Source organism: Streptomyces sp. NPDC049597 (assembly GCF_040675505.1).
GTDB lineage: Bacteria > Actinomycetota > Actinomycetes > Streptomycetales > Streptomycetaceae > Streptomyces.
Window position 1 is genome coordinate 206,673 of the sequence record NZ_JBFAOY010000009.1, and the last position, 22,172, is coordinate 228,844.

Genomic DNA, 22,172 nt, shown 5'->3' on the forward strand with positions numbered 1-22,172 from the left:
TGAGGGGCCCGGCCCCGGACTCAGGTCCGGGGCCGGGCCCTTTTCGTATCCGCGTGTTCAGCAGCGTGCGGGCTTGCGCCAGGAGCATTCCAGGGCGGTGTCCGGTTCCCCCGCGCGGGCACCGGTGGGCCGGGCGGTCGTGATCGTGCCCTTCGCGGTGTCCGAGGACGCCAGCGTCACGACGACCGCGTCCTCGATGCTCTTGACCGAGGACGCCAGGTAGTCGTTCAGAACCACGCTGAACACGAGCTCGCGGCCGCCCGCGTCGGTGACGTACCCCGACAGTGCCGATGCGCCGGTGAGCGAGCCTGTCTTGGCGCGGGCGTTGAGCGCCGCGGGCGTGGAGCACATCCGGGAGCGCAGGGTGCCGCCGACCAAGCGGTCCGGGGCGCAGGCCAGGGGCAGGGACGCGTACCAGTCCGCGTACCAGGGCTCGTCGCGCACGGCGAGCAGCAGGCCGGCGAGTTCCTCGGCCGGGAAGAGGTTCATCCGGGACAGGCCGGATCCGTCGGCCTGGCGCAGGGAGCCGGTCCGTACGCCTTCCTTCGCCATGTGGGCGCCGATGGCCTTCAGGCCCGCGTCCCATGTGCCGCGACCGGAGGCCCGGTGGCCCATCGTCTTCGTGAGGGCCTCGGCGTGCATGTTGTTCGAGAGCTTCATGAAGGGCCGCAGCAGCTCCTTGAGCGGCATGGAGCGGTGCGAGGCGAGCGTGCGGGCGCCGGGCGGCGTGGGGCGGCCCAGGCGCGGGCTGCCCGCGATCCGCACGCCGTGGGCGGCGAGCGCGTCGGCGAAGACGGCGGCGGCGTAGCCGGTGGGCTCCCAGACGGTGATCCACTCCTTGGTGGGATTCGCGCCGAGGGGGATGTCGCCGCTGACGGTGATCGTGTTGGTGCCGTGGCGGCGTTCCACGGTGAGGGTGTCGGGGCGGCCCTGCTCCACGGTCGTGCCCTGGACGTCGAGGCGTACGTAGTCGTTCGGCGGGGTCAGTCTCACCGTCGGCCGGTCGCCGGGGCGAGCGCCCGGGGCGGCCTCGACGACGACCGTGCCGGAGTCGTAGTCGGTGTCGGGCGCGAGGGTGAGCGCGGAGATTTGCGCCGAGTAGTACGAGGACTCGTCGTCGGCCGCCCAGGAGCGGCCGAGGCGCTGGTCGTCGAAGCGGGTGTCGTCGGCGACGAGCCGTCCGGTGACCCGCCGGATGCCGCTCGCGGCGAGATCGGCGGCGAGGCGGTCGTAGTCCTTCGCGAGCGTCGTGGGGTCGCCAGTGCCGCGCAGGTAGAGATCGCCGTGCAGGGTGGAGCCGATGCGGGTGCCGGTGGCCAGGACATCGGTGGTGAAGCGGTGGTCCGGGCCGAGGAGGGCCATGGCGGCGACGGACGTGGGGAGTTTGGTGTTCGAGGCGGGCATCAGGCGGTCGCCCGCGTCGCGGCGGTAGAGGCGCTCCCCGGTGGCGGCGTCGGCGATCACGACGCTCACCGCCCCGCCGTCGAGGCGGGCGTCGGAGAGGATCCTGTCGATCGCGTTCCCCAGGCCGGAGTCCGCGGGGCCGGCTCCGGCGGGGGAGCTCAGGGTGAGAGTGCAGGCGAGTCCGGCGACGGCGGTCCAGATCCAGCCGCGGCGGAGACCGGGGCGGCGGTTCACGGGATTCACGGGTCTGCTCATGCCACGGGAGGATCCCGCAAGCACACTCGCTCCGGAAGGACGCCTCGGGCCGTGTCGTGTGGCCCCGGTCACCGTTGAATGCCGCATTTCGGGCGCTCTTCGCCACCCCGCGGAGGCCCTGAGTCCGTGGCCTGGGTCACGATCCGGGGGCTCCGGGTGGGCCCCGGCCGTGACAAGGGGCACAGGGCAAATCGGACCTACTAGACGGAATAGTGTCGTCTCGGAGCCGGGGGCGAGGTGTTCGGCCCGCTGTGGGGCGGGACTTTCGGCCCTGGGTCGGCCGGCGGCGCCCGAGGTGTGGTGCGCAACGCGCGGGCGGGGCCCCGACATGCGGCTAAACCCTGACCTGTCCCTGTTTGTCGACCTTGTTTCGCCTGCCCGTGCGTGGTTCCCGAGGGCGTCAAGAGACCCCGTTCACACGGTCTTCGCTACGACGTGATGTCGTAGTTGAGGCATTTGAGGCGACTTGAGGGGCCGGGTTACCAATGTGGAGCCAGCCCGGCGAGCACGCCGGGTCCATTCATGCCCGGAGGTTCTCCCGTATGTCGAAGCGCACCGTGATCAACCGTCTCCGCCCGTCCGTGCTCCGTACCCGTGGCGCCGTCGTGGCCGCCGGAATGGGCGCCGTGATGGTCGTCGGAGCCGGTGCGGGTGTCGCCTCCGCCGATGCGGGCAAGTCCGCCAAGCCGGCGGTCGTGGACGCCGCGTCCGCCGTGGCCGCCCAGGCCGACGCCCAGGCTGGAGTCGCCGCGCAGCTGAAGGCGAAGGCCGCGACGGCCAAGGCCGAGGCCGCGAAGAAGGCCACGGCCAAGAAGGCGCCCAAGAAGCCGGCCGCGTGGGTCAAGCCCGTCGCCAAGTACACGCTGACCGCGAGCTTCGCCCAGGGCGGCGCCATGTGGTCCGCCAAGCACTCCGGCCAGGACTTCGCCGTTCCGGTCGGCACCCCGGTCAAGGCCGCCGGCGCCGGTACGGTCGTCAAGGCCGGCCCGAACGGTGGCGGCGACGGCCCCGCGTACGGCAACGCCGTCGTGATCAAGCACGCCAACGGCAAGTACTCGCAGTACGCCCACCTGTCGACGATCAACGTCTCCATCGGCTCGACCGTGAAGGCCGGCCAGACGATCGCGAAGTCCGGCAACACCGGAAACTCGTCCGGCCCCCACCTGCACTTCGAGATCCGTACGACCCCGAACTACGGCTCGGCGCTCAACCCGGTGTCCTTCCTGCGCACCGTCGGCGTCACCATCTGACGCACCCCCGAAGGGCTCGGCCCCGGGCATGGCGCGGCTGGGACGATCGGATCGAGGGCGACCTCGAGGGCGGCATCACGCTGCTCCTCGGGGTCGCCCTCGGCGTCGTCAGGGGCCCCGGGAGTCCGCCGCGTGCCCGCCCGGCCCATCCGTGCAGGTCAGTCGTCCAGGGGGAGCATCGGGAAACTGCCCGTGTTCGTCGGGGCGTGTTCCGGCAGCCAGAGCACCGCGATCGCCCCGCCCGAAGCGCCCAGCGGCGTCGAGCCCTCCGGGGCCGCGTTGCGGAAGGTCAGGCGGGCGCCCAGCACCCGCGCCTGGCCGACCGCGATCGTCAGGCCCAGGCCGTGGCCCGTGCCCGCCCGGTCGCTCGCGCCCGTACGGAAACGGCTCGGCCCCTCGCGCAGCAGCGCCTCGGGGAACCCGGGCCCGTGGTCCCGTACGCGCACCACACGGCCCTCGACGGTCACCTCGACGGGGCCCTTGCCGTACTTCATGGCATTGGTCAGCAGATTGCCCAGGATGCGCTCCAGGCGCCGCGGGTCGGTGTTCACCCAGGACTCGTGGACGACCCGGATCTCCGCCTCGGGGTGCAGCGCGGCCACCCGCCGGCCGACGAACTCCCCGAGCTGGATCTCCTGGAGCTCGGCCCGCTCCGACGCGCTGTCGAGCCGCGCCACCTCCAGCACGTCCTCCACCAGTGTGCGCATCGCCTGCGCCCTGTCCCGGACGAGCTCGGTGGGGCGGCCGGGCGGCAGCAGCTCCGCCGCGGTCAGCAGACCCGTCACGGGCGTGCGCAGCTCGTGCGCGATGTCCGCCGTGACCCGGCGTTCCGCCTCGATGCGGGACTGCAGCGCGTCGGTCAGGGCGTCCACGGCGCGGGCCAGCTCGTCCGTCTCGTCGCGTACGACCCCGCCGATGGCGTCCCTCACCCGTACGTCGGTGTTGCCCTGCGCCACGTTTCCCGCGGCCGCGGCCGCCTTGCGCAGCCGGCGCGAGAGCTGACCGCCGATGAGCACGCCGAGCGCGGAGCCGCACAGCACGACGGACACGGAGCCGATGATCAGCGCCCGGTCGAGGTCCTTCATCACGGTGGCGCTGCGGCCGGCGAACTCGGTGTGCAGGGACAGCACGTCACCGTTGGCCAGCGGTACGGCGGCCCAGATCTCCGGCGTCTCGCCGCTGTCGTCGACGTAACTGCCGCGCCGGTTCTCGCGCACCAGTTTCTGCAGCTCGTCGGGGAGGGCCGAGTCGTTGATCTTGCTGTTGAAGCGCGGGTCGCGGTTCTTGGAGGTCTCGTACCAGCGCTGGGCGAGCAGGATGCGGTCCATCTGGACGTCACGGGCGTTGTCGAGCATGGAGACGCGCGCCGCGTTGTGCACGACGAGGCTCAGCGCCATGGCGATGAGCGCGCCGACGGCGGCGATGGCGATGCTGATCTTCCACCGGACGCCGGTGCGCAGGGTCCCGGTGCGCAGGGAGGGACGTCTCATCCGACGGGGTCCTGTCCGGAGCTCATACGGCCTGTGTCACGCCCTCAGCTTGTAACCGAAGCCGCGGACCGTCTCGATGCGGTCCTGGCCGATCTTGGTCCGCAGCCGCTGCACATGGACGTCCACGACGCGGGTGTCACCGCCCCAGCCGTAGTCCCAGACCCGCTCCAGCAGCTTGTCGCGCGAGAGCACCGTGCCGGGTGCCGACGAGAACTCCAGCAGCAGCCGCATCTCCGTGGGGGTCAGCCCGACCTGCTTGCCGCCCCTGCGGACCTCCATGCCCTCGGTGTCTATCTGCAGGTCCCCGAAGACGAGCACGCTGCCCTGCTCCTGCTGCCCGGCGGACGTGTCGGCCGCACCGCCGCCGGCGTGTCCGAAGCGGCGCAGCACCGCGCGGATGCGCGCCACGAGCACCGCGCCGTCGAAGGGCTTCGTCACATAGTCGTCGGCGCCGGCCTCCAGGCCGAGCACCACGTCGATGGAGTCCGCGCGCGCCGACAGCATGATCACGGGGACGGTCGACTCGTCGCGGATGCGCCGGCACAGGCTGACGCCGTCCAGGCCCGGCACCATCACGTCGAGCAGCGCGATGTCCGGCCGGTCGGCCCGGAACGCCTCCAGGCCCTGGAGCCCGTCGGGCACGGCCGTGACCGTGAAGCCGACGCGCTCCAGCGCGAGCTGGGTGGCCTCGCGGATGACATCGTCGTCTTCGACGAACAGGACATGGGTCTCGGCCATCCGTCAGCTCTCAGCTCTCGTTCGGGTTCGTTTCTCTGCGGGCACGTCTCAGCGGGCGGGGTGGTCAGTTGTCGCCCGGGGCGGGGGCGTCCGTGGCCACGACCTCGCCCTCGCCGACCGACCTGCTGTACTCGTTGCGCACCCAGAACTGCTGGGTGAACTTCCCGCCGGACCAGCGGTAGGTGGTGACCTCCTCGCCGGACGGCTCGGCCACCGGATCGCCCTTGGCGTACACCTGCTTGGTCACCACGAGGTCGCCCCGGTCGATCGCCGAGTACACGGCGGGCTCCTCGACCGCGAAGACGTTCTCGTACGCGTCGCCGTTCTGCCGGTACACGTAGGTGCCGAGTCCGACGGCGTCGGCGCAGGTCATCACGTTCACCACGACATCGGGCGCGGAGCTGCCGGTGATGACCCCGTACGAGGTGTCCACGGGGTACGAGTCCCTGGCGCACGGCCGCAGGTCCGCCTTGACCCGGGCGCTGACCTTCGGGTCGTTCTTGAGCAGCTCCACCGCGTCGACCGCTTTCGCGAACTGCCCGGCGCTCCCGGACGCCGCCGGGGAGGGCGTGGCCTTCGCCGCGTGGTCGGACGGGGCGGCCCCCTCGTCCTGCAGCCCCGAGCCCCCGGTGGAACAGCCGGCCGCCAACAGGGCGAAGGCGACCAGCCCGGCCGTCGCCGTGCTGCCCGCCACCCGTGTCCCGCTGCCTCTGCCTGTCAGGCCGCGCACCGCTCCCGCTCCCGTTCGCCCTGCTGGTGGGTACGCCGCGACTCGTCGCGCTCCAGGGCGCGGGCGTCGAGGTCCCGCGACTGAAGCTCCTGGCGGAGCTTGGCGAGCGCCCGGTGCAGCGTGCTCTTCACCGTACCCGGCGACATTCCCAGCGCGGCAGCGGTCTCCTCGGTGCTCATCTGCTCCCAGTGCCGCAGCACGACCACGCTGCGCTGCTTGGGGGCCAGCACCTTGAGGACGTCCATCAGCAGGGCGCGGTTCGCGCGCTGCTCGCTGCCGTCGTCGACGCTCGCGTCCGGGAGCTGCTCGGTGGGGACCTCTTCGAGCTTGCGGGCACGCCACCACTCGGTGCGCGTATTGATCATCACGCGGCGAAGGTACGCGTCCGCGAGCGACTTGTCCGCGATTCCGTCCCAGCGGCCGTACGTGCGCACCAGCGCGGTCTGCAGGAGGTCCTGGGCCTCGACGGGGTCGGGGACGAGACGCCGGGCGCTGCGCAGCAGCGCCTCCTGCCGGGTGCGTACGTACTCCTCGAATTCCAGCACCTCGCCGTGCGCCATTCCAACCGCCTCCGTCCCCGTGAAACCCCGTGTGTCGTTGCGGGACAGAAGTTACGGAGCGGTTGTCACGGCGCTGTGCGAAGCAGCCGTCGGGCGGCGCACGGCCGTCCATCGGTTCTGTAACAGCCGATGTTTGAGATGCGGTGGAGACGGGGTAGTTCCCTTGGTTCAGCCGAGGGGGAGCCGGTAGAAGCCGCCGTCCAGAGGCTCGACGAGCCCGTCGGCGACCAGCCCGTCGAGTGCCCGGCCCCGCTGCACGGGTTCGTCCCAGACCGCGTCCAGCGCCGACTGCGGTACGGGTGCCGTGGCCTCGCGCAGGACCGCCAGCAGCCGGCCGCGTACCTGCCGGTCCGTGCCGGCGTACGTCTGCCCGCGGCGCGCGGGACCGTCGTGCGCGGGCTTGCCCGCGAGCCGCCAGGCGCACCGCGCGGCGATCGGACAGCGGCCGCAGTCCTCGTTCCGTGCGGTGCACACCAGCGCGCCGAGCTCCATGGACGCCGCCGCCCATCGGGCCGCGGTGCTCTCCTCGTCGGGGAGCAGAGCACGGGCCAGGCGGCGTTCGGCCGCGGTCGTCGCGTTCGGCGGGTACTGGACGCCGGTCGCGGCGCGGGCGAAGACCCGCCGCACGTTGGTGTCCAGCACCGCGTGCCGCTGGCCGTACGCGAAGGAGGCCACCGCCGCCGCCGTGTATTCACCGATGCCCGGCAGGGCGAGGAGCTGCGCGTGGAGGCGCGGCACCTCGCCGCCGTGCCGCTCCGTTATGGCCTGTGCGGCGCCGTGCAGCCGCAGCGCGCGGCGCGGGTAGCCGAGCCGCCCCCAGGCGCGGACGGCCTCGCCGGGAGCCTCCGCCGCGAGGTCGGCCGGGCGCGGCCAGCGGGCCAGCCACTCCTCGTACACCGGGAGCACCCGGGAGACCGGGGTCTGCTGCAGCATGAACTCGCTGACCATCACGCCCCACGCGCCGGCCTCCGGGCGGCGCCAGGGAAGGTCGCGGGCGTGCTGGTCGAACCAGGCGATGACGGGGACGTGGAGGGCTTCGGGGTCGAGGGCGTCGGGCGTCTGGGAATCATGAGTGACAGTCATGGCACGCACGATCCTGGCACGCCCCGGCGGCCGTGTGCCGCATGCACCCCGCCCCGGGCGGGGCCGCGCGGCGGCGCCGGGGCCGTGCGAGGGCGTGCGGGCCGGGCGGCCACGGCGCGCGTTTGGGCCGGGCTGCGCGGGACCCGCGGCGCCCGTGGCGCGCGTGCGCCGGGCCTGTGCGGGGGAGCGGGGGCGGCCGTGGCGCGCGGGTGCCGGGCCGTGCGCGGGAGTGGGGGCGGCCGTGGCGAGCGGGTGCCGGGCCCGTGCGGGAGCCGCGGCGCCCGTGGCGCGTGTGCTCCGGGCCTGTGCGGGGGAGCGGGGGCATCCGTGGCGCGCGGGTGCCGGGCCGTGCGCGGGAGTGGGGGCGGCCGTGGCGAGCGGGTGCCGGGCCCGTGCGGGACCCGCGGCGCCCGTGGCGCGTGAGCGGGGGCTGAGGGCCGCCGTGGCGCGTGCGCCCGGCCCGTGCGCGGGAGCGGGGGCATCCGCGGCGAGCGGCGCCAACCCGTGCGCGGGAGCCGGGGCACCTGTGGCGCGCGTGCGCCGGGCCTGTGTGCTGGGAGCAGGGGTCGTCCGCGGCGAGCGGGTGCCAAGCCCATGTGCGGGAGCGGGGGGCCGCCCGCCCGGTCGCCCGCCCCGCGTCACGGCACCCGGGCGGCGTGGGCCGTCTCATCGGCGGGCCGCGGGGCGGGGCCGGGGCCGGTGACCCAGCCCACGATTCCGGTCCGGCTCGCGCGCATGGCGCCGAGCAGCGACCGGGCCGGGCGCAGCAGTGCCACCGAGCAGACCGCTGCGACGAGCGCGCCGACCACCAGGCCCGTCAGCACGTCGTGCGGGTAGTGCACCCCGACGAAGACCCGGGAGAAGGCCATCAGCAGCGCCATCGGCACCGTCAGAACCGCGATCCGCGGCCACGCGATCACGAGCGCCACGGCCGCGGCCCCGGCGATGGCCGAGTGGTTGCTCGGGAAGGACCAGTCACCGTACGGCGGACAGGGCACCAGCGGCGCGGCGGCCTCCGTGACCGTGCGGCACGGACGCTCCTCGTCCACCAGGGACTTGAGGGATTCACTGACCACGTAGCCGGCCGCCGTCACCAGCGGTGCGAGGACGGCGAGGGCTGTCGCGCGCAGGTCACCGGTGCGCGAGCGCCACCAGGCGAGGAGGAACAGCACACCGAAGAGCAACAGCCCCGCTTCCGTCCAGAGTTCGGCGAGGTGCCGCACCCAGGAGGGCGTGGTGTGGGCGAAGTCGGTGATGTCGCGGTAGAGACCGCGGGTGATGCTGCTGTCCATGGTCACGGACCGTATCGTCCCAGGCGGTCCGGTCACCCATCGCGATCGTCCGGAGCGGCCCCGGCGACCGCAACGGCCTTTCGGGACGTGGTCCGTGATGATGATCAGCAGAACTTCTGCCCGAGGCGGCGGGTGGGGCCGGAGTTGGCCGCGATCTCTCGTAGAGTTCGGTCCGTGGGATCTCTGCGCAATCCGATCGGGCCGCTTCCCTCCTCCATCTACTGGCGACGGAGGGCAGTCGCGGCGTCACTGGTCGCGCTGCTCGCGGTGCTGATCGTGTGGGCCGTCACGTCCGGCGGGGACGACGACGGCAAGAACACCGCGGACGGCAAGGGCCCGGCCCCCGCACACTCGATCACTCCCGGACCCGACCATTCCGGCCCCGCGATCAGCCAACAGCCCGGCGGGCGTGACGAGTCGGGCGACGGTGCGAGCGGTTCCGGCGGTGCGGGCGGCTCCGGCGACGGTGCCACGAGCCCCGGCGGCGCGAGCGGCGGGGACGGCGCCACCACGAGCGGTCCCGGCGCCACGGGCGGCACCTCGGGAGGTGCCCCCGGCGTGCAGGTCCCGGCCGGTTCGGCACTCCCCAACTGTGCGCCAAGCGCACTGCGGTTGACCCTGAGCACCACGAAGGTCTCCTATGCGCCGGGCGAGAAGCCCGTGTTCAGGCTCGTCGTCGCCAACTCGTCGCCCACGACGTGCAAGGCGGACTTCGGACCGAAGGCCGCGGTGTTCACCGTCACCGACAGCGAGGACAAGGACGTGTGGTCCTCGGGCCACTGCCCGCGCACGGCCCCGGCCCGGTTCCTCAGCGTCCCCGGCAACGGGACGATCACGCACACCGTCGAGTGGGACAGGAAGCGCAGCGCGCCGCAGTGCCCGACGACGTCACCGGGCGGCGCGGCTCCGGGCACCTACCTGGTCGAGGTGACGTTCCCGGGCGAGACGGTGCTGCCCGCGTCGTTCCGCCTCGACAAGGACTGACTCGACAAGGACCGAACCGGCCGGCCGCAGAGCCACCGGGACACGGGCGAGGGGCCTCACGACCAGGTCGTGAGGCCCCTCGCCCGTACAGGTCTCAGACGTACCGCTCGAGGATCGACGACTCCGCGAGCCGCGACAGGCCCTCGCGCACGCTGCGCGCCCGTGCCTCGCCGACGCCGTCCACGGCCTGGAGGTCGTCCACGCTGGCGGCCAGCAGCTTCTGCAACCCGCCGAAGTGCTCCACGAGCCGCTCGATGATCGCGCCCGGCAGCCGGGGGACCTTCGCCAGCAGGCGGTAACCCCGCGGCGAGACCGCGGAGTCCAGGGTCTCGGGTGAGCCGCTGTAACCCAGGGCCCGTGCCACGACAGGCAGTTCGAGCAGCTCGGTGTGGGTGAGGGCGTCCAGCTCCGCCAGCGCCTCGTCCACCGTGCGCGAGCGCTTGGCCGTCGGCTCGGGCACGTAGTCGCGGACGACCAGCTCGCGCTCCGGCTCCACGCCCGCGATCAGCTCGTCGAGCTGGAGCGCGAGGAGGCGGCCGTCGGTGCCCAGCTCCACCACGTACTCGGCGATCTCGGTGGCGATCCGGCGCACCATCTCCAGGCGCTGCGCGACCGCCGTGACGTCCCGGACGGTGACGAGGTCCTCGATCTCCAGCGCGGACAGCGTGCCCGCGACCTCGTCGAGGCGGAGCTTGTAGCGCTCCAGGGTGGCCAGCGCCTGGTTGGCCCGCGACAGGATCGCGGCGGACTCCTCCAGGACACGGCGCTCACCGTCCACGTAGAGCGCGATCAGCCGCATCGACTGGGACACGGACACCACGGGGAAGCCGCACTGGCGCGAGACCCGGTCCGCGGTGCGGTGCCGGGTGCCGGTCTCCTCGGTCGGGATGGAGGCGTCCGGGACCAGCTGGACACCGGCCCGGTGGATCTTGGAGATGTCCTTGTCGAGGATCAGCGCGCCGTCCAGCTTGCACAGCTCGCGCAGCCGGGTCGCGGTGAACTCCACGTCCAGCACGAAGCCGCCGGTGCACATCGACTCGACGGTCTTGTCCATGCCGAGAACGATCAGTCCACCGGTGTTCCCCCTCAGGATGCGCTCCAGGCCGTCGCGCAGGGCGGTGCCCGGGGCGACCGCGCTCAGGGCGGCGCGGATCAGCGCTTCGTTGCCCGTGCCTTGGCCGGACTTTCCGGGTGCTGCTGCCCCGTCCTTGGCTGCCACTGCACTCCTCCGGCTCGTACGGGTGGGCGAGACCAGGGCAAAGTCTACCGGCGGGCCTCGTCGTCCTGGGGGGCGTACGCCTCAGGCGCCGTCCGGAGCCTTCCGGCGGACGCGCGGGAGCACCCGCAGAGCATCCCCCATGTCGGCGACCTCCGTGACCCTCATGCCCGCCGGGATCTTGCCCGGGTCGCAGGGAACAAGGGCGTGGGTGAAGCCGAGACGGTGCGCCTCGGCGAGCCGCCGCTGGACGCCCGTCACCCGTCTGACCTCGCCGGCGAGTCCCACCTCGCCGATCGCGACCAGGTTCTTCGGCAGCGGGGTGTCGCTCGCCGCCGACGCCAGCGCGAGGGCGATCGCGAGGTCGGCGGCGGGCTCGGAGAGCTTCACGCCGCCGACCGTCGCGCTGTAGATGTCGCGCTTGCCGAGCGCCGAGATCCGGCCCCGCTGCTCCAGGACCGCGAGCATCATCGACACCCGCGAGGTCTCCAGACCGGAGGTAGTGCGCCGGGGAGAGGGGATCTGCGAGTCGACGGTCAGGGCCTGCACCTCGGCGACGAGCGGACGGCGGCCTTCCAGCGTGACCGTCAGGCAGGTGCCGGGAACGGGCTCGTCGCGGCGGGTGAGGAAGAGGCCCGAGGGATCGGCCAGGCCGGTGATGCCCTCGTCGTGCAGCTCGAAGCAGCCGACCTCGTCCGTCGCCCCGTACCTGTTCTTCACGCCGCGCACGAGGCGCAGGCGGGCGTGCCGGTCGCCCTCGAAGTGGAGCACCACATCGACGAGATGCTCCAGCAGCCGGGGACCCGCGATCGCGCCGTCCTTCGTCACATGGCCCACCAGCAGCGTGGACATGCCGCGCTCCTTGGAGGCGCGGATCAGGGCGCCGGCGACCTCGCGGACCTGGGCCATGCCGCCGGGCGCGCCGTCGATCTCGGGGGAGGCCACCGTCTGCACGGAGTCGAGGATCAGCAGGGAAGGCTTGACCGCGTCCAGATGGCCGAGGACCGCCGACAGGTCCGTCTCCGCCGCCAGATAGAGGTGGTCGTGCAGGGCTCTGATCCGGTCGGCCCGCAGCCTGACCTGACTCGCGGACTCCTCGCCCGTCACGTACAGCGTGCGGTGGTCGTCGCTCGCCGCCTTGGCCGCGACGTCGAGCAGCAGCGTCGACTTGCCGACGCCCGGCTCGCCCGCGAGCAGCACGACCGCACCCGGCACGAGACCGCCGCCGAGGACCCGGTCGAGCTCGTCCACGCCCGTGGTGCGCGCGGCCGCCTGCCGGCCGTCGACCTGACCGATGGGCAGCGCGGCGGTGGAGACCCGGCCGGCGGCCGTGGTGCGGACGGCGGGCGCGCCGTACTCCTCGACCGTGCCCCACGCCTGGCACTCGGGGCAGCGACCGAGCCACTTCGCGGTGGTCCAGCCGCATTCGGTGCAGCGGTAGGACGGCCGGTCCTTCGCGGATTTCGTACGGGCAGCCATGCGCAAACCGTAGCGGGGCCCACTGACAGCTCTGCCCGGCGCCCGCTCGTGGAGGGCGCGCTGCCCGGCGCACGGCGCGAAACGGCGCGTGCCCCCGGGCGCGGAATCTGTCCCCCTGTCCTCCTTCAAGAAACGGTTCACCCGTAGGGAGTAAAAGTGCTCAAGCGGTACGAACGGGGTCCGGTGCTGCCCCTACGGTCACGGAGTGACGAGCAGCAGGCTGGAGCCCCCTACCCACATCACCGGCGCACACCGCGCGCACCGTCGCGCGCCCCGTCCGTCCGCCGAGCGACCGCCCGCGCGCTACGAGCCGCATCTCGACGGCCTGTTCACCTACTGCCTCTCCGTGCTGTGCGACCACGACGCGGCGACGGCGGTCCTCGGTGACGTCCTCGCCATCGCCGAACGGCACCACGGCCGCTGCCCGTCCGGCGAGTCCGAGCGGAGGGCCTGGATGTACGCGCTCGCGCGCTGGGCCTGTCTGCGCCGGCTCGGCGAGCAGCGCCGCAGGCGCCAGGGCGCCCACACCGGACGGCCCCCCGCGGGCGACGATCCCGCGCCAGGCGTCGCCCCCGAGGCCGCCGAGCGCCGCCGCGCCGAACTGGCCCTGCTGGCCTGGCCCGAGGCCGCCGGCACCACCCCCGAGCAGCGCGAGGCCCTCGAACTGGCCGTGCGGCACGGCCTCGGCCCGGCCGCCGTCGCCTCGGTCCTCGGTCTCGGCGAGGTCGCGGCCCGCGAGCTGCTGGCAGCGGCGGCCTGCGAGGTGGAGCGCACCCGGGCCGCGCTCGCCGTCGTCGAGACCGGCAACTGCCCGGCGGTCTCCCGGCTCACCGGCGACAGCCGCGTCCTGCTCTCGGCCGCGCTGCGCCGCGAGCTCGTGCGCCACGTGGACGACTGCCCCCGCTGCCGCAGAGCCGCCGAGCGCGCCGGCGCGCGGGGGCCCTGGCCCGGCTCGGCCGTCACACCGGCCGCGCTGCCCCTGGTCGAGGCGCCGCGCGCCGCCGTGTACGTCGCGATGCGGCACGTCCCGCGCGCCCGGGCCGGCGGCCCCCGCTTCGGCCCGGGGGGCTTCCCGCTCGACCCCAAGGACCACGCCGCCCGGCGCGACCGGATGCGCGCCCGCGCGGTGACGACCACGGTCGTGGCCACGGTCGTGGCCGCGCCGGTGCTCGCCCTGTGGGCTGCGTACCGGGGGGCGCCGTTGACCGGTGAGGGTCATCGCGGGCCGGTCATCAGCGCCGGCGACCGGGACGGCGCGGGCGAGGGCGATCCGTACGGCCACTACGAGAACGCGGGCAACGCGAGCACGAAGCCCGACCCCCGTTTCACGGCCGACCGGCACACGCCCGACGTCTCCGTCGAGGTGATCAGCACGGGCACCCCCGTCCCGCCCTCCGCTCCCGGGCGGGGCCCGGGCAGGCTCACCGTCGAGGCGCAGCCCGCCGGGGACACCACCGTCATCACGCTCATCGCGTCCGGCGGCGCCCCGGTCGACTGGTCGCTGTGGACGGACGTGCCCTGGCTGCGCACCACGCGCTCGTCCGGAACCCTGTACCCCGGCGAAACGATCACTCTCTACATCACCGTCGACTCCTCGCGGGAACCGTCCGGCTACTGGCGCGCGCAGGTCGGCATCGAGCCGGCCGGCGCGGTCGTGGCGATCCGCGGCCGCGGGGAGGCCGGCCCGCCGCCCTCCCGGCCCGACCCGATTCCCGCACCGCCGTCGAGCACACCGCCCTCCAGCCCGCCGCCGTCCTCGCCGGACCCGACGCCGCCGACCTCGCCGCCGCCGTCCTCGCCCGCCCCGGCCGACCCGCCCACGTCACCGCCCGCGTCGGAACCGCCGACCGAGCCGGCGCCCCCGCCGCCCTCGGACTGACCCGGCCGACACGCTCACCGTGGCGTCCGCCCGGCATTCCCCGCACGAGGGGCGTGCCGGGCGGGCCTGCCGGGCCGCGGTCCGGCCGGTGGCCAGCCCGTCAGCGGGGCTTCGGGTCCGCCGGGTGCGGCGCCACCAGCGGAAGCGACGACGCCATACGCGCCTCGCACAGCTCCACGAGCACGTCGTACGCCGCCTTGCCCATCAGCTCCGTCAACTCCGGGCGGTAGGTCACGTACACAGGCTCGCCCGCGCCGTGCGCCGACGTCGCCGACGTGCACCACCAGTGCAGGTCGTGCCCGCCCGGGCCCCAGCCCCGGCGGTCGTACTCGCCGATCGACACCTGCAGCACGCGGGTGTCGTCCGGCCGGTCGACCCATTCGTACGTACGCCGCACCGGCAGCTGCCAGCACACGTCCGGCTTGGTCTCCAGCGGCTCCCGGCCCTCGCGCAGCGCGAGGATGTGCAGCGAGCAGCCAGCGCCGCCCGCGAAGCCCGGACGGTTCTGGAAGATGCAGGAGCCCTCCCAGCGGCGCGTCTGGCGCTCACCGTCCTCGTCCTGCTGCACCCAGCCGGTCCGGGTGCCGACGTCGTGGAACTGCCACAGGTCCGGCGTCAGGCGTGCCACGTGCTGCGCCACGCGCTGTTCGTCCTCCTCGTCGGAGAAGTGCGCGCCCAGCGTGCAGCAGCCGTCATCCGCCCGCCCGGCCTGGATTCCCTGGCACCCGCTGCCGAAGATGCAGCTCCAGCGTGAGGTGAGCCACGTCAGGTCGCACCGGAAGACCTGTTCGTCGTCGGCGGGGTCCGGGAACTCCACCCAGGCCCGGGGGAAGTCCAGGCCCTTCTCGTCGGGCTCGCTCTTCTTGGCTGAGCGCTTGTCGGGGTTGTCGGGCCGCTCGGACCTCGTGACGGGCACTGCTTTGCCCTGCTTCGCCTTTTTCGTCTTTGGCACGGCTCCAGCGTATGCGGGCGACCGCAGTAGCGTTCCCTCCATGAGACTCGGAGTCCTCGACGTCGGTTCGAACACGGTGCACCTCCTGGCGGTGGACGCCCACCCCGGCGCCCGCCCCCTTCCCGCGCACTCCCACAAGGCGGAGCTGCGTCTCGCCGAGCTGCTCGACGAGGGTGGCGCCATCGGCGAGGAGGGCATCGAGCGGCTGGTCCACACCGTTGCCGACGCGTTGCAGGCCGCCGAGGACAAGGGCTGCGAAGAGGTCCTCTCCTTCGCCACCTCCGCCGTGCGCGAGGCGACCAACGCGGACAAGGTCCTGTCCCGCGTCAAGGCCGATACGGGGGTCGAGCTGACGGTCCTCACCGGTGAGGAGGAGGCGCGTCTCACGTTCCTCGCGGCCCGCCGCTGGTTCGGCTGGTCGGCCGGGAAGCTGCTGGTCCTGGACATCGGCGGCGGCTCGCTGGAGATCGCGTTCGGCATCGACGAGGAGCCCGACGCCGCCGTCTCCCTGCCGCTCGGCGCGAGCCGGCTGACCGCGGGACTGCTGCCGGGCGACCCGCCTGACCCCCAGGACGTGAAGTCGCTGCGGCGTCATGTGCGCGCCGAGATCGCCCGCGTCGTCGGCGAATTCAGCCGGCTGGGCCCGCCTGACCACATCGTCGCCACCTCCAAGACCTTCAAGCAGCTGGCCCGTATCGCGGGTGCGGCCCGCTCCGCCGAGGGCCTGTACGTCCAGCGGGTGCTGAGTCGTGCGTCACTCGTCGGCTGGGTGCCCAAGCTCGCCGCCATGACCGTGGAGCAGCGCGCCGGCCTGCCCGGCGTCTCCCCGGGCCGGGCCCGTCAGCTGCTGGCAGGAGCCCTGGTCGCGGAGGGTGCGATGGACCTGTTCGACGCCGAGGAACTGGAGATCTGTCCCTGGGCGCTGCGCGAGGGCGTCATCCTGCGGCGCCTCGACCATCTGCCGACCGCCTAGCGCGTGCCTTTAGGCTGTCTCCGTGGCAGAACCAGTGGTGCGCATCCCGGATGCGAAGGTTGTCCTGTCGACGGCTTCCGTCTATCCGGAGTCGACGGCGACCGCCTTCGAGGTCGCCGCGCGCCTCGGCTACGACGGGGTCGAGATCATGGTCTGGACGGACCCCGTCAGCCAGGACATCGAGGCGCTGCGCAGGCTCTCCGACTACCACCAGGTCCCCATCCACGCCGTCCACGCCCCGTGCCTGCTGATCACCCAGCGGGTCTGGTCCACCGATCCGTGGGTCAAGCTCCAGCGGGCGCAGGCCGCCGCGGAGAAACTGGGGGCCTCCACGGTGGTCGTGCACCCGCCGTTCCGCTGGCAGCGGCAGTACGCGCGCGACTTCGTCCGCGGCATCTGGCGCATGGCGGACGAGACGGACGTCCGGTTCGCCGTGGAGAACATGTACCCCTGGCGCTACCGGGACCGGGAGATGCTCGCGTACGCCCCCGACTGGGACGTCACCAAGGACGACTACCGGCACTTCACCATCGACCTGTCGCACACGGCGACCTCGCGGACCGACACGATGGCGATGGTGGACCGGATGGGCGACCGGCTCGGCCACGTGCACCTGGCCGACGGCAAGGGGTCCGCCAAGGACGAGCACCTGGTGCCCGGCCGTGGCGACCAGCCCTGCGCCGAACTGCTGGAGCGCCTGGCCGGCAACGGCTTCGACGGCCACGTCGTCATCGAGGTCAACACGCGGCGCGCCATGTCCGCCGCCGAACGCGAGGCCGACCTGGCGGAGGCGCTGGCCTTCACGCGACTGCACCTGGCCTCGGCGGCCTCGTCGCGCGTCCGCGGCGGGACCGGTACCACGCGATGACGCATACGACGCGATGACGGGTACGACGTGATGACCGGCAGGGCCCGATGACCGACGCGGCACCCCGGCGGCGCGGGCGGCCGGCCCGCAAGGCGGCCGACGAGGGGCCCGGCGCGCGCGAGCGGATCCTCGAGGCGGCGCGCACCGAGTTCGCCGAGCGCGGCTACGACAAGACGACGATGCGCGGCATCGCGCGGGCGGCCGGGGTCGACGCGGCGCTCGTGCACCACTACTTCGGCACCAAGGACGACGTCTTCGCCGCGGCGATCGAGGTCTCCTTCGAGCCCGCGCTGGCCATCCCCGTGATCCTCGGCGCGGGCACCGAGGGCATCGGCGAGCGGCTCGCCCGCTACCTCATCGGCGTCTGGGAGAACCCGGCGACCCGCGCCCCGCTGCTCGCCATCCTCCGTTCCGCGCTGACCCACGAGGCCGCGGCGAAGGTGCTGCGCGGGTTCGTCCTGCGGCGGCTGCTGGAGCGGGTCGCGGGCGACCTCGACGTACCGGACCCCACCTTCCGCGCCGAGCTCGCCGCGTCCCACATGATCGGTATCGCGATCCTGCGTTACGTGATCAAGGCCGAGCCGCTGGCCTCGGTGGACACGGAGGAGATCGTGCGGATGGTCGCACCCACCCTGCAGCGCTACCTCACGGACCCCGGCCCGCCCGGCGTCTGAGCGGGCCAGGAGACGATCTCTGCGCGGAGCAGGACACCGAGCCGACCGAGGACTGAGCCGCGTGTCCCGCATTCCGGACAAGCTGTCCAGATCTTGGAGCCGCGGCGTACGCTCGAGACAGGTACACCCATCACGACGAGGAGCGAGCGACGATGCCCGAGCTGAGGTCCCGCACTGTCACCCACGGCCGCAACATGGCGGGCGCCCGCGCCCTTATGCGGGCCTCCGGTGTACCGGGCGCGGACATCGGCCGCAAGCCGATCATTGCCGTCGCCAACTCCTTCACGGAGTTCGTGCCGGGCCACACCCACCTGCAGCCGGTCGGCCGGATCGTCTCCGAGGCGATCAGGGAGGCGGGCGGCATCCCGCGCGAGTTCAACACGATCGCCGTCGACGACGGCATCGCCATGGGCCACGGCGGCATGCTCTACTCGCTGCCCTCGCGCGACCTGATCGCCGACTCCGTGGAGTACATGGTCGAGGCGCACTGCGCCGATGCCCTGATCTGCATCTCCAACTGCGACAAGATCACGCCCGGCATGCTGATGGCCGCCCTGCGCCTCAACATCCCGACGGTCTTCGTCTCCGGCGGCCCCATGGAGTCCGGCCGCGCGACGCTCGTCGACGGCACCGTCCGCACGCTCGACCTGGTCGACGCGATCTCGGACGCGGTGAACGACAAGATCTCGGACGAGGACATCCTCCGCATCGAGGAGAACGCCTGCCCGACCTGCGGCTCCTGTTCCGGCATGTTCACCGCCAACTCGATGAACTGCCTGACCGAGGCCATCGGGCTCTCCCTGCCCGGCAACGGCTCGGTGCTCGCCACGCACACCGCCCGCAAGGGCCTGTACGAGCGCGCGGCCCGCACCGTCATGGACATCACCCGCCGCTACTACGAGCAGGACGACGAGACGGTCCTGCCCCGCTCCGTCGCCTCGTTCGCGGCCTTCGAGAACGCGATGGCCCTGGACATCGCGATGGGCGGCTCGACCAACACGATCCTGCACCTGCTGGCAGCGGCCCAGGAGGCGGGCGCCCCCTTCGGCCTGGACGAGATCGACACCGTCTCGCGCCGGGTCCCCTGCCTGGCGAAGGTCGCGCCCAACGTCGCGAAGGACCGCACGTACTACATGGAGGACGTGCACCGCGCCGGCGGCATCCCCGCCCTGCTGGGCGAGCTGCACCGCGCCGGGCTGCTGAACGAGGACGTGTACTCCGTCCACAGCCCGTCCCTCGCCGACTGGCTCAAGACCTGGGACGTGCGCGGCGGCTCCCCGTCCGCCGAGGCCGTCGAGCTGTGGCACGCGGCCCCCGGCTGCGTCCGCTCCGCCGAGGCCTTCTCCCAGTCCGAGCGCTGGGACAGCCTCGACACGGACGCCGAGGGCGGCTGCATCCGCTCCGTCGAGCACGCGTACTCCAAGGACGGCGGCCTGGCGGTGCTGAAGGGCAACCTGGCCGTCGACGGCTGCGTCGTGAAGACGGCAGGCGTCGACGAGTCCATCTGGACCTTCGAGGGCCCTGCGGTCGTCTGCGAGTCGCAGGAGGAGGCCGTCGAGAAGATTCTCAACAAGCAGGTCACGGACGGCGACGTGGTCGTCATCCGCTACGAGGGCCCCAAGGGCGGCCCCGGCATGCAGGAGATGCTCTATCCGACGTCCTTCCTGAAGGGCCGAGGGCTCGGCAAGACCTGCGCCCTGATCACCGACGGCCGCTTCTCCGGCGGCACGTCCGGCCTGTCGATCGGCCACGCCTCCCCGGAGGCCGCGTCCGGCGGCACCATCGCCCTCGTCGAGGACGGCGACCGCATCCGCATCGACATCCCGGGCCGCTCCATCGAGCTGCTGGTCGACGAGGCCGAACTGGCCCGCCGCGAGCAGGCGCTGGGCGGCGCGTACGCCCCGAAGTCCCGCGAGCGCAAGGTCTCGGCGGCGCTGCGCGCCTACGCGGCCATGGCGACGAGCGCGGACAAGGGCGCGGTGCGGGACGTCTCCAAGCTGGGCTGACCCGCCCGTATCGCAGTCACCGGAGACCCGGCGCGCTCACCAGCGCGCCGGGTCCTTCGCGTCGACGGCGAAGACGGACCCGTCGGGGGCGGTGGCGAAGACGGTGCCGGGCGCTGTGACGGGGGCGGGCAGCATGGCCGCGTAGGTGAACCGTCCGTCGTCCATCCGGGGCCTGGTCTGGCCGGTCAGCGTGCCGCGGGCGACGTCGACGGCGAGCAGCCGCCCGTCACCGGCCGACACGTACACGGAGCGGTCGTCGGCCGCCGGCCGGGACAGGTGGGTCACCGCCGTCTCCAGGCGCCACAGCTGCGCGTCCCCGGGCGACCGGGACGTGTCGACGGCGAGGAGCGAACCGCCCGCACCCGACAGGTAGACGACCGACCCGGCGACGGCGGCCTGCGCCTGGTCGACCGGGGCGGCCAGCGGGACACGGCCGACGGCGCGGTCCTTGGACGCCGTGTCCACACGGACCACGGCGTCGGTGAACCCGTCCGCGTCGGACGAGAGCAGATACAGCGAACCGTCCACGGCCCCCGCCGGGGTCAGCGACCCCTGGAGCCGCTCGCTCCACAGCCGCCGGCCGCTCGTCGGATCGATCGCGCCGACGCGTGTGGCCGTTCCGTCCGCGGACAGCGTCACGTCGAACGCGGGACCCTCGCCGCCCGCGGCCCGGACCCACTGCGTGCCCGGCCCGCCGAGCCGCTTGCGCCACCGGTCCGCGCCCGTCGCGGCGTCGACGGCCCGCACCTGCCCGCCCTCGGCGACCAGCAGCACGATGTCCCCGAGGGGGCGCACCGTGGCGTACGCGGAGATGTCGAGGCCCCACCGCACCGCGCCGGTCGCGGGGTCGAGCGCCTCGTAGCGGTCGCCGCCCGCCGTGACGACGTGCAGCAGGCCACCGGCGATCACGGGCTCCCGACCCGTGTCGCCCTGTCCCCGGGCCGTCCGGGGCTCCGCGACGGGCGCGGACCAGTCGGTGCTGCCGTCGGCCGGGTCGAGCCGGACCGCCCCGCTGCCGGGAGCCGTGCAGAAGAGTGCAGGGCCGGCCCCGGTGCACACAGGGGTCCGGTTCTCGCCGTCGCCGCGGTGCAGGGCCACGCTCCAGGGGCGGAAGGACTGCCCGGCGCGCGGTGCCGCGCGGTCCGGCCCCCGGTCGTCCGACAGGGCCGCGACAGCCACGACCGCACCGGTGGCCAGCACGGCGAGGGCGGCGGCGACCGCCGCCCACCGGGCCCGGCCGCGGCGCCTCGCGCCGGCCTTCCCGCCGGCGCCGGCGGGATCCTCCGCCGCGGGGAGCCGCGGTCCGCGCTGCTCCGGTCCGCGCTGCGCCGGTATGTAGGCCTGGGTGTCGCACCCGGACGACGGCGACGACGCGCGCAGCGCCACCATCAGCTCGTACGGCGTGGGCCGCTCGCGCGGGTCCTTGGCCAGGCACCTGCGCAGCAGCGGTACGAGATCCTCCGGCACGCCCGCAAGATCGGGCTCGTTGTGCACGACCTGGTACGCCACGAGGTAGGGGCTGTCGGAGTCGAACGGGCCGCGCCCGGTCGCCGCGTGCACGAGCACGGCGCCCAGGGCGAACACATCGGCCTCGGGCCCGACCTCGCGCGGGCGCTGGAACTGCTCGGGAGCCATGAACGGCGGCGTCCCGATCAGCTTGCCGGTCTCCGTGCGCAGATCGCTGTCCGCCGGACGGGAGATCCCGAAGTCGATGACTTTCGGTCCATCCGGGGCCAGCAGCACATTGCTGGGTTTCAGGTCCCGGTGCACCACGCCGGCGCGATGGATGTCGCGCAGCGCCTCGGCGAGTCCCGCGCCGGCCCTGCGCAGCTCCGACGCATCCAGGGGGCCGTTCCGCTTGACCCGGTCCGACAGCGTGGGACCGTCGATGAACAGCGTGGCCATCCAGGGGCGTTCGGCCTCGGGGTCGGCGTCCACGACCGGTGCCGTGAAGGCGCCGCTGACCCGGCGCGCGGCGGCGACCTCCTGACGGAAACGCGCTCTGAACTCGGGGTCCGAGGCGTGCTCGGCGTGGATGACCTTGACCGCGAGCCGCAGGCCCGAAGCGGAGGTTGCGAGGTGGACGACGCCCATGCCGCCGTTGCCGAGGCAGGCCTCGAGGCGGTACTGCCCGGCATACTCCGGATGCTCCGCTTCCGGGAACGACCCGGTACTGCGCAGCGGTGGCATCTCCCACCCCCGTCTGATGGTGCGCACGCGCGACGCTCGGAGCCTAGTCGATGATGCGTGCGATCCAGCCATGGCTTGCTAGCCTGCGCGCGGCAAGTCACGCCGCTTTCACCACACGTGCGTCAGACGTGCGTCAACGGGGGAGAACT

The 22,172-nt window shown here is 73.4% G+C and carries 18 protein-coding genes; 7 read left to right on the forward strand and 11 right to left on the reverse strand.

Annotated elements, in window-relative coordinates; all coding sequences use genetic code 11:
• Positions 1–57: 57 nt before the first annotated feature.
• Complete coding sequence (gene dacB / locus AB0K02_RS13695) at positions 58–1,659, reverse strand: D-alanyl-D-alanine carboxypeptidase/D-alanyl-D-alanine-endopeptidase (RefSeq protein ID WP_365992570.1); 1,602 nt, start codon at positions 1,657–1,659, stop codon at positions 58–60.
• Positions 1,660–2,201: 542 nt separating this feature from the next.
• Between dacB and AB0K02_RS13700 the strand changes: the two genes are divergently transcribed.
• Positions 2,202–2,909 (forward strand): M23 family metallopeptidase, encoded by a 708-nt coding sequence (locus AB0K02_RS13700; protein WP_365992571.1) that lies wholly within the window; start codon positions 2,202–2,204, stop codon positions 2,907–2,909.
• A gap of 158 nt (positions 2,910–3,067) precedes the next feature.
• Here AB0K02_RS13700 and cseC read toward each other — a convergent pair whose 3' ends face one another.
• The 6 genes from cseC to AB0K02_RS13730 all read right to left on the reverse strand — a co-directional run bounded on the left by cseC (position 3,068) and on the right by AB0K02_RS13730 (position 8,802).
• On the reverse strand, positions 3,068–4,399 hold the full coding sequence (gene cseC, locus AB0K02_RS13705) for a two-component system sensor histidine kinase CseC (RefSeq protein ID WP_365992572.1): 1,332 nt from the start codon (positions 4,397–4,399) through the stop codon (positions 3,068–3,070).
• A 36-nt stretch (positions 4,400–4,435) separates the two neighbouring features.
• The gene (cseB, locus tag AB0K02_RS13710; RefSeq protein ID WP_365992573.1) at positions 4,436–5,137 is read right to left on the reverse strand and encodes a two-component system response regulator CseB; all 702 of its coding nucleotides are present in this window, start codon (positions 5,135–5,137) and stop codon (positions 4,436–4,438) included.
• A 64-nt stretch (positions 5,138–5,201) separates the two neighbouring features.
• Entirely contained in the window at positions 5,202–5,831 is a 630-nt protein-coding gene (locus AB0K02_RS13715; RefSeq protein ID WP_365992574.1) for a hypothetical protein, read from the reverse strand.
• Between the two features lie 23 nt (positions 5,832–5,854).
• Positions 5,855–6,427, reverse strand: a complete 573-nt coding sequence (locus tag AB0K02_RS13720; protein ID WP_365992575.1) for a SigE family RNA polymerase sigma factor — start codon at positions 6,425–6,427, stop codon at positions 5,855–5,857.
• Positions 6,428–6,595: 168 nt separating this feature from the next.
• Positions 6,596–7,510 carry an A/G-specific adenine glycosylase gene (locus tag AB0K02_RS13725; protein WP_365992576.1) on the reverse strand — a complete coding sequence of 305 codons (915 nt, stop codon included), beginning with the start codon at positions 7,508–7,510 and terminating at the stop codon, positions 6,596–6,598.
• 638 nt (positions 7,511–8,148) lie between these two features.
• Positions 8,149–8,802 (reverse strand): phosphatase PAP2 family protein, encoded by a 654-nt coding sequence (locus AB0K02_RS13730; protein ID WP_365992577.1) that lies wholly within the window; start codon positions 8,800–8,802, stop codon positions 8,149–8,151.
• 174 nt (positions 8,803–8,976) lie between these two features.
• Here AB0K02_RS13730 and AB0K02_RS13735 point away from each other — a divergent pair, with 174 nt between their 5' ends.
• Positions 8,977–9,786 carry a hypothetical protein gene (locus AB0K02_RS13735; RefSeq protein WP_365992578.1) on the forward strand — a complete coding sequence of 270 codons (810 nt, stop codon included), beginning with the start codon at positions 8,977–8,979 and terminating at the stop codon, positions 9,784–9,786.
• A 94-nt stretch (positions 9,787–9,880) separates the two neighbouring features.
• Here the strand turns inward: AB0K02_RS13735 and disA are convergent, their stop codons facing one another.
• Both disA and radA read right to left on the reverse strand, forming a co-directional pair.
• Complete coding sequence (gene disA, locus AB0K02_RS13740) at positions 9,881–11,005, reverse strand: DNA integrity scanning diadenylate cyclase DisA (RefSeq protein ID WP_365992579.1); 1,125 nt, start codon at positions 11,003–11,005, stop codon at positions 9,881–9,883.
• Positions 11,006–11,086: 81 nt separating this feature from the next.
• Positions 11,087–12,481, reverse strand: a complete 1,395-nt coding sequence (gene radA, locus AB0K02_RS13745; protein ID WP_365992580.1) for a DNA repair protein RadA — start codon at positions 12,479–12,481, stop codon at positions 11,087–11,089.
• A gap of 205 nt (positions 12,482–12,686) precedes the next feature.
• On the opposite strand from radA, the gene AB0K02_RS13750 reads away from it, so the two are divergent.
• Positions 12,687–14,360: a hypothetical protein gene (locus AB0K02_RS13750; RefSeq protein ID WP_365992581.1), complete on the forward strand. Its 1,674-nt coding sequence runs from the start codon at positions 12,687–12,689 to the stop codon at positions 14,358–14,360.
• Between the two features lie 100 nt (positions 14,361–14,460).
• Here the strand turns inward: AB0K02_RS13750 and AB0K02_RS13755 are convergent, their stop codons facing one another.
• Complete coding sequence (locus tag AB0K02_RS13755; RefSeq protein ID WP_365992582.1) at positions 14,461–15,312, reverse strand: hypothetical protein; 852 nt, start codon at positions 15,310–15,312, stop codon at positions 14,461–14,463.
• A gap of 40 nt (positions 15,313–15,352) precedes the next feature.
• On the opposite strand from AB0K02_RS13755, the gene AB0K02_RS13760 reads away from it, so the two are divergent.
• The 4 genes from AB0K02_RS13760 to ilvD all read left to right on the forward strand — a co-directional run bounded on the left by AB0K02_RS13760 (position 15,353) and on the right by ilvD (position 19,833).
• On the forward strand, positions 15,353–16,285 hold the full coding sequence (locus tag AB0K02_RS13760) for a Ppx/GppA phosphatase family protein (RefSeq protein WP_365992583.1): 933 nt from the start codon (positions 15,353–15,355) through the stop codon (positions 16,283–16,285).
• Between the two features lie 22 nt (positions 16,286–16,307).
• Positions 16,308–17,153, forward strand: a complete 846-nt coding sequence (locus AB0K02_RS13765) for a sugar phosphate isomerase/epimerase (protein ID WP_365992584.1) — start codon at positions 16,308–16,310, stop codon at positions 17,151–17,153.
• 47 nt (positions 17,154–17,200) lie between these two features.
• On the forward strand, positions 17,201–17,827 hold the full coding sequence (locus AB0K02_RS13770; RefSeq protein ID WP_365992585.1) for a TetR family transcriptional regulator: 627 nt from the start codon (positions 17,201–17,203) through the stop codon (positions 17,825–17,827).
• Positions 17,828–17,979: 152 nt separating this feature from the next.
• Positions 17,980–19,833, forward strand: coding sequence for a dihydroxy-acid dehydratase (ilvD, locus tag AB0K02_RS13775; protein ID WP_365992586.1), 1,854 nt, complete (start codon positions 17,980–17,982; stop codon positions 19,831–19,833).
• A gap of 36 nt (positions 19,834–19,869) precedes the next feature.
• Here the strand turns inward: ilvD and AB0K02_RS13780 are convergent, their stop codons facing one another.
• The gene (locus AB0K02_RS13780; RefSeq protein ID WP_365992605.1) at positions 19,870–22,023 is read right to left on the reverse strand and encodes a serine/threonine-protein kinase; all 2,154 of its coding nucleotides are present in this window, start codon (positions 22,021–22,023) and stop codon (positions 19,870–19,872) included.
• Positions 22,024–22,172 lie beyond the last annotated feature (149 nt).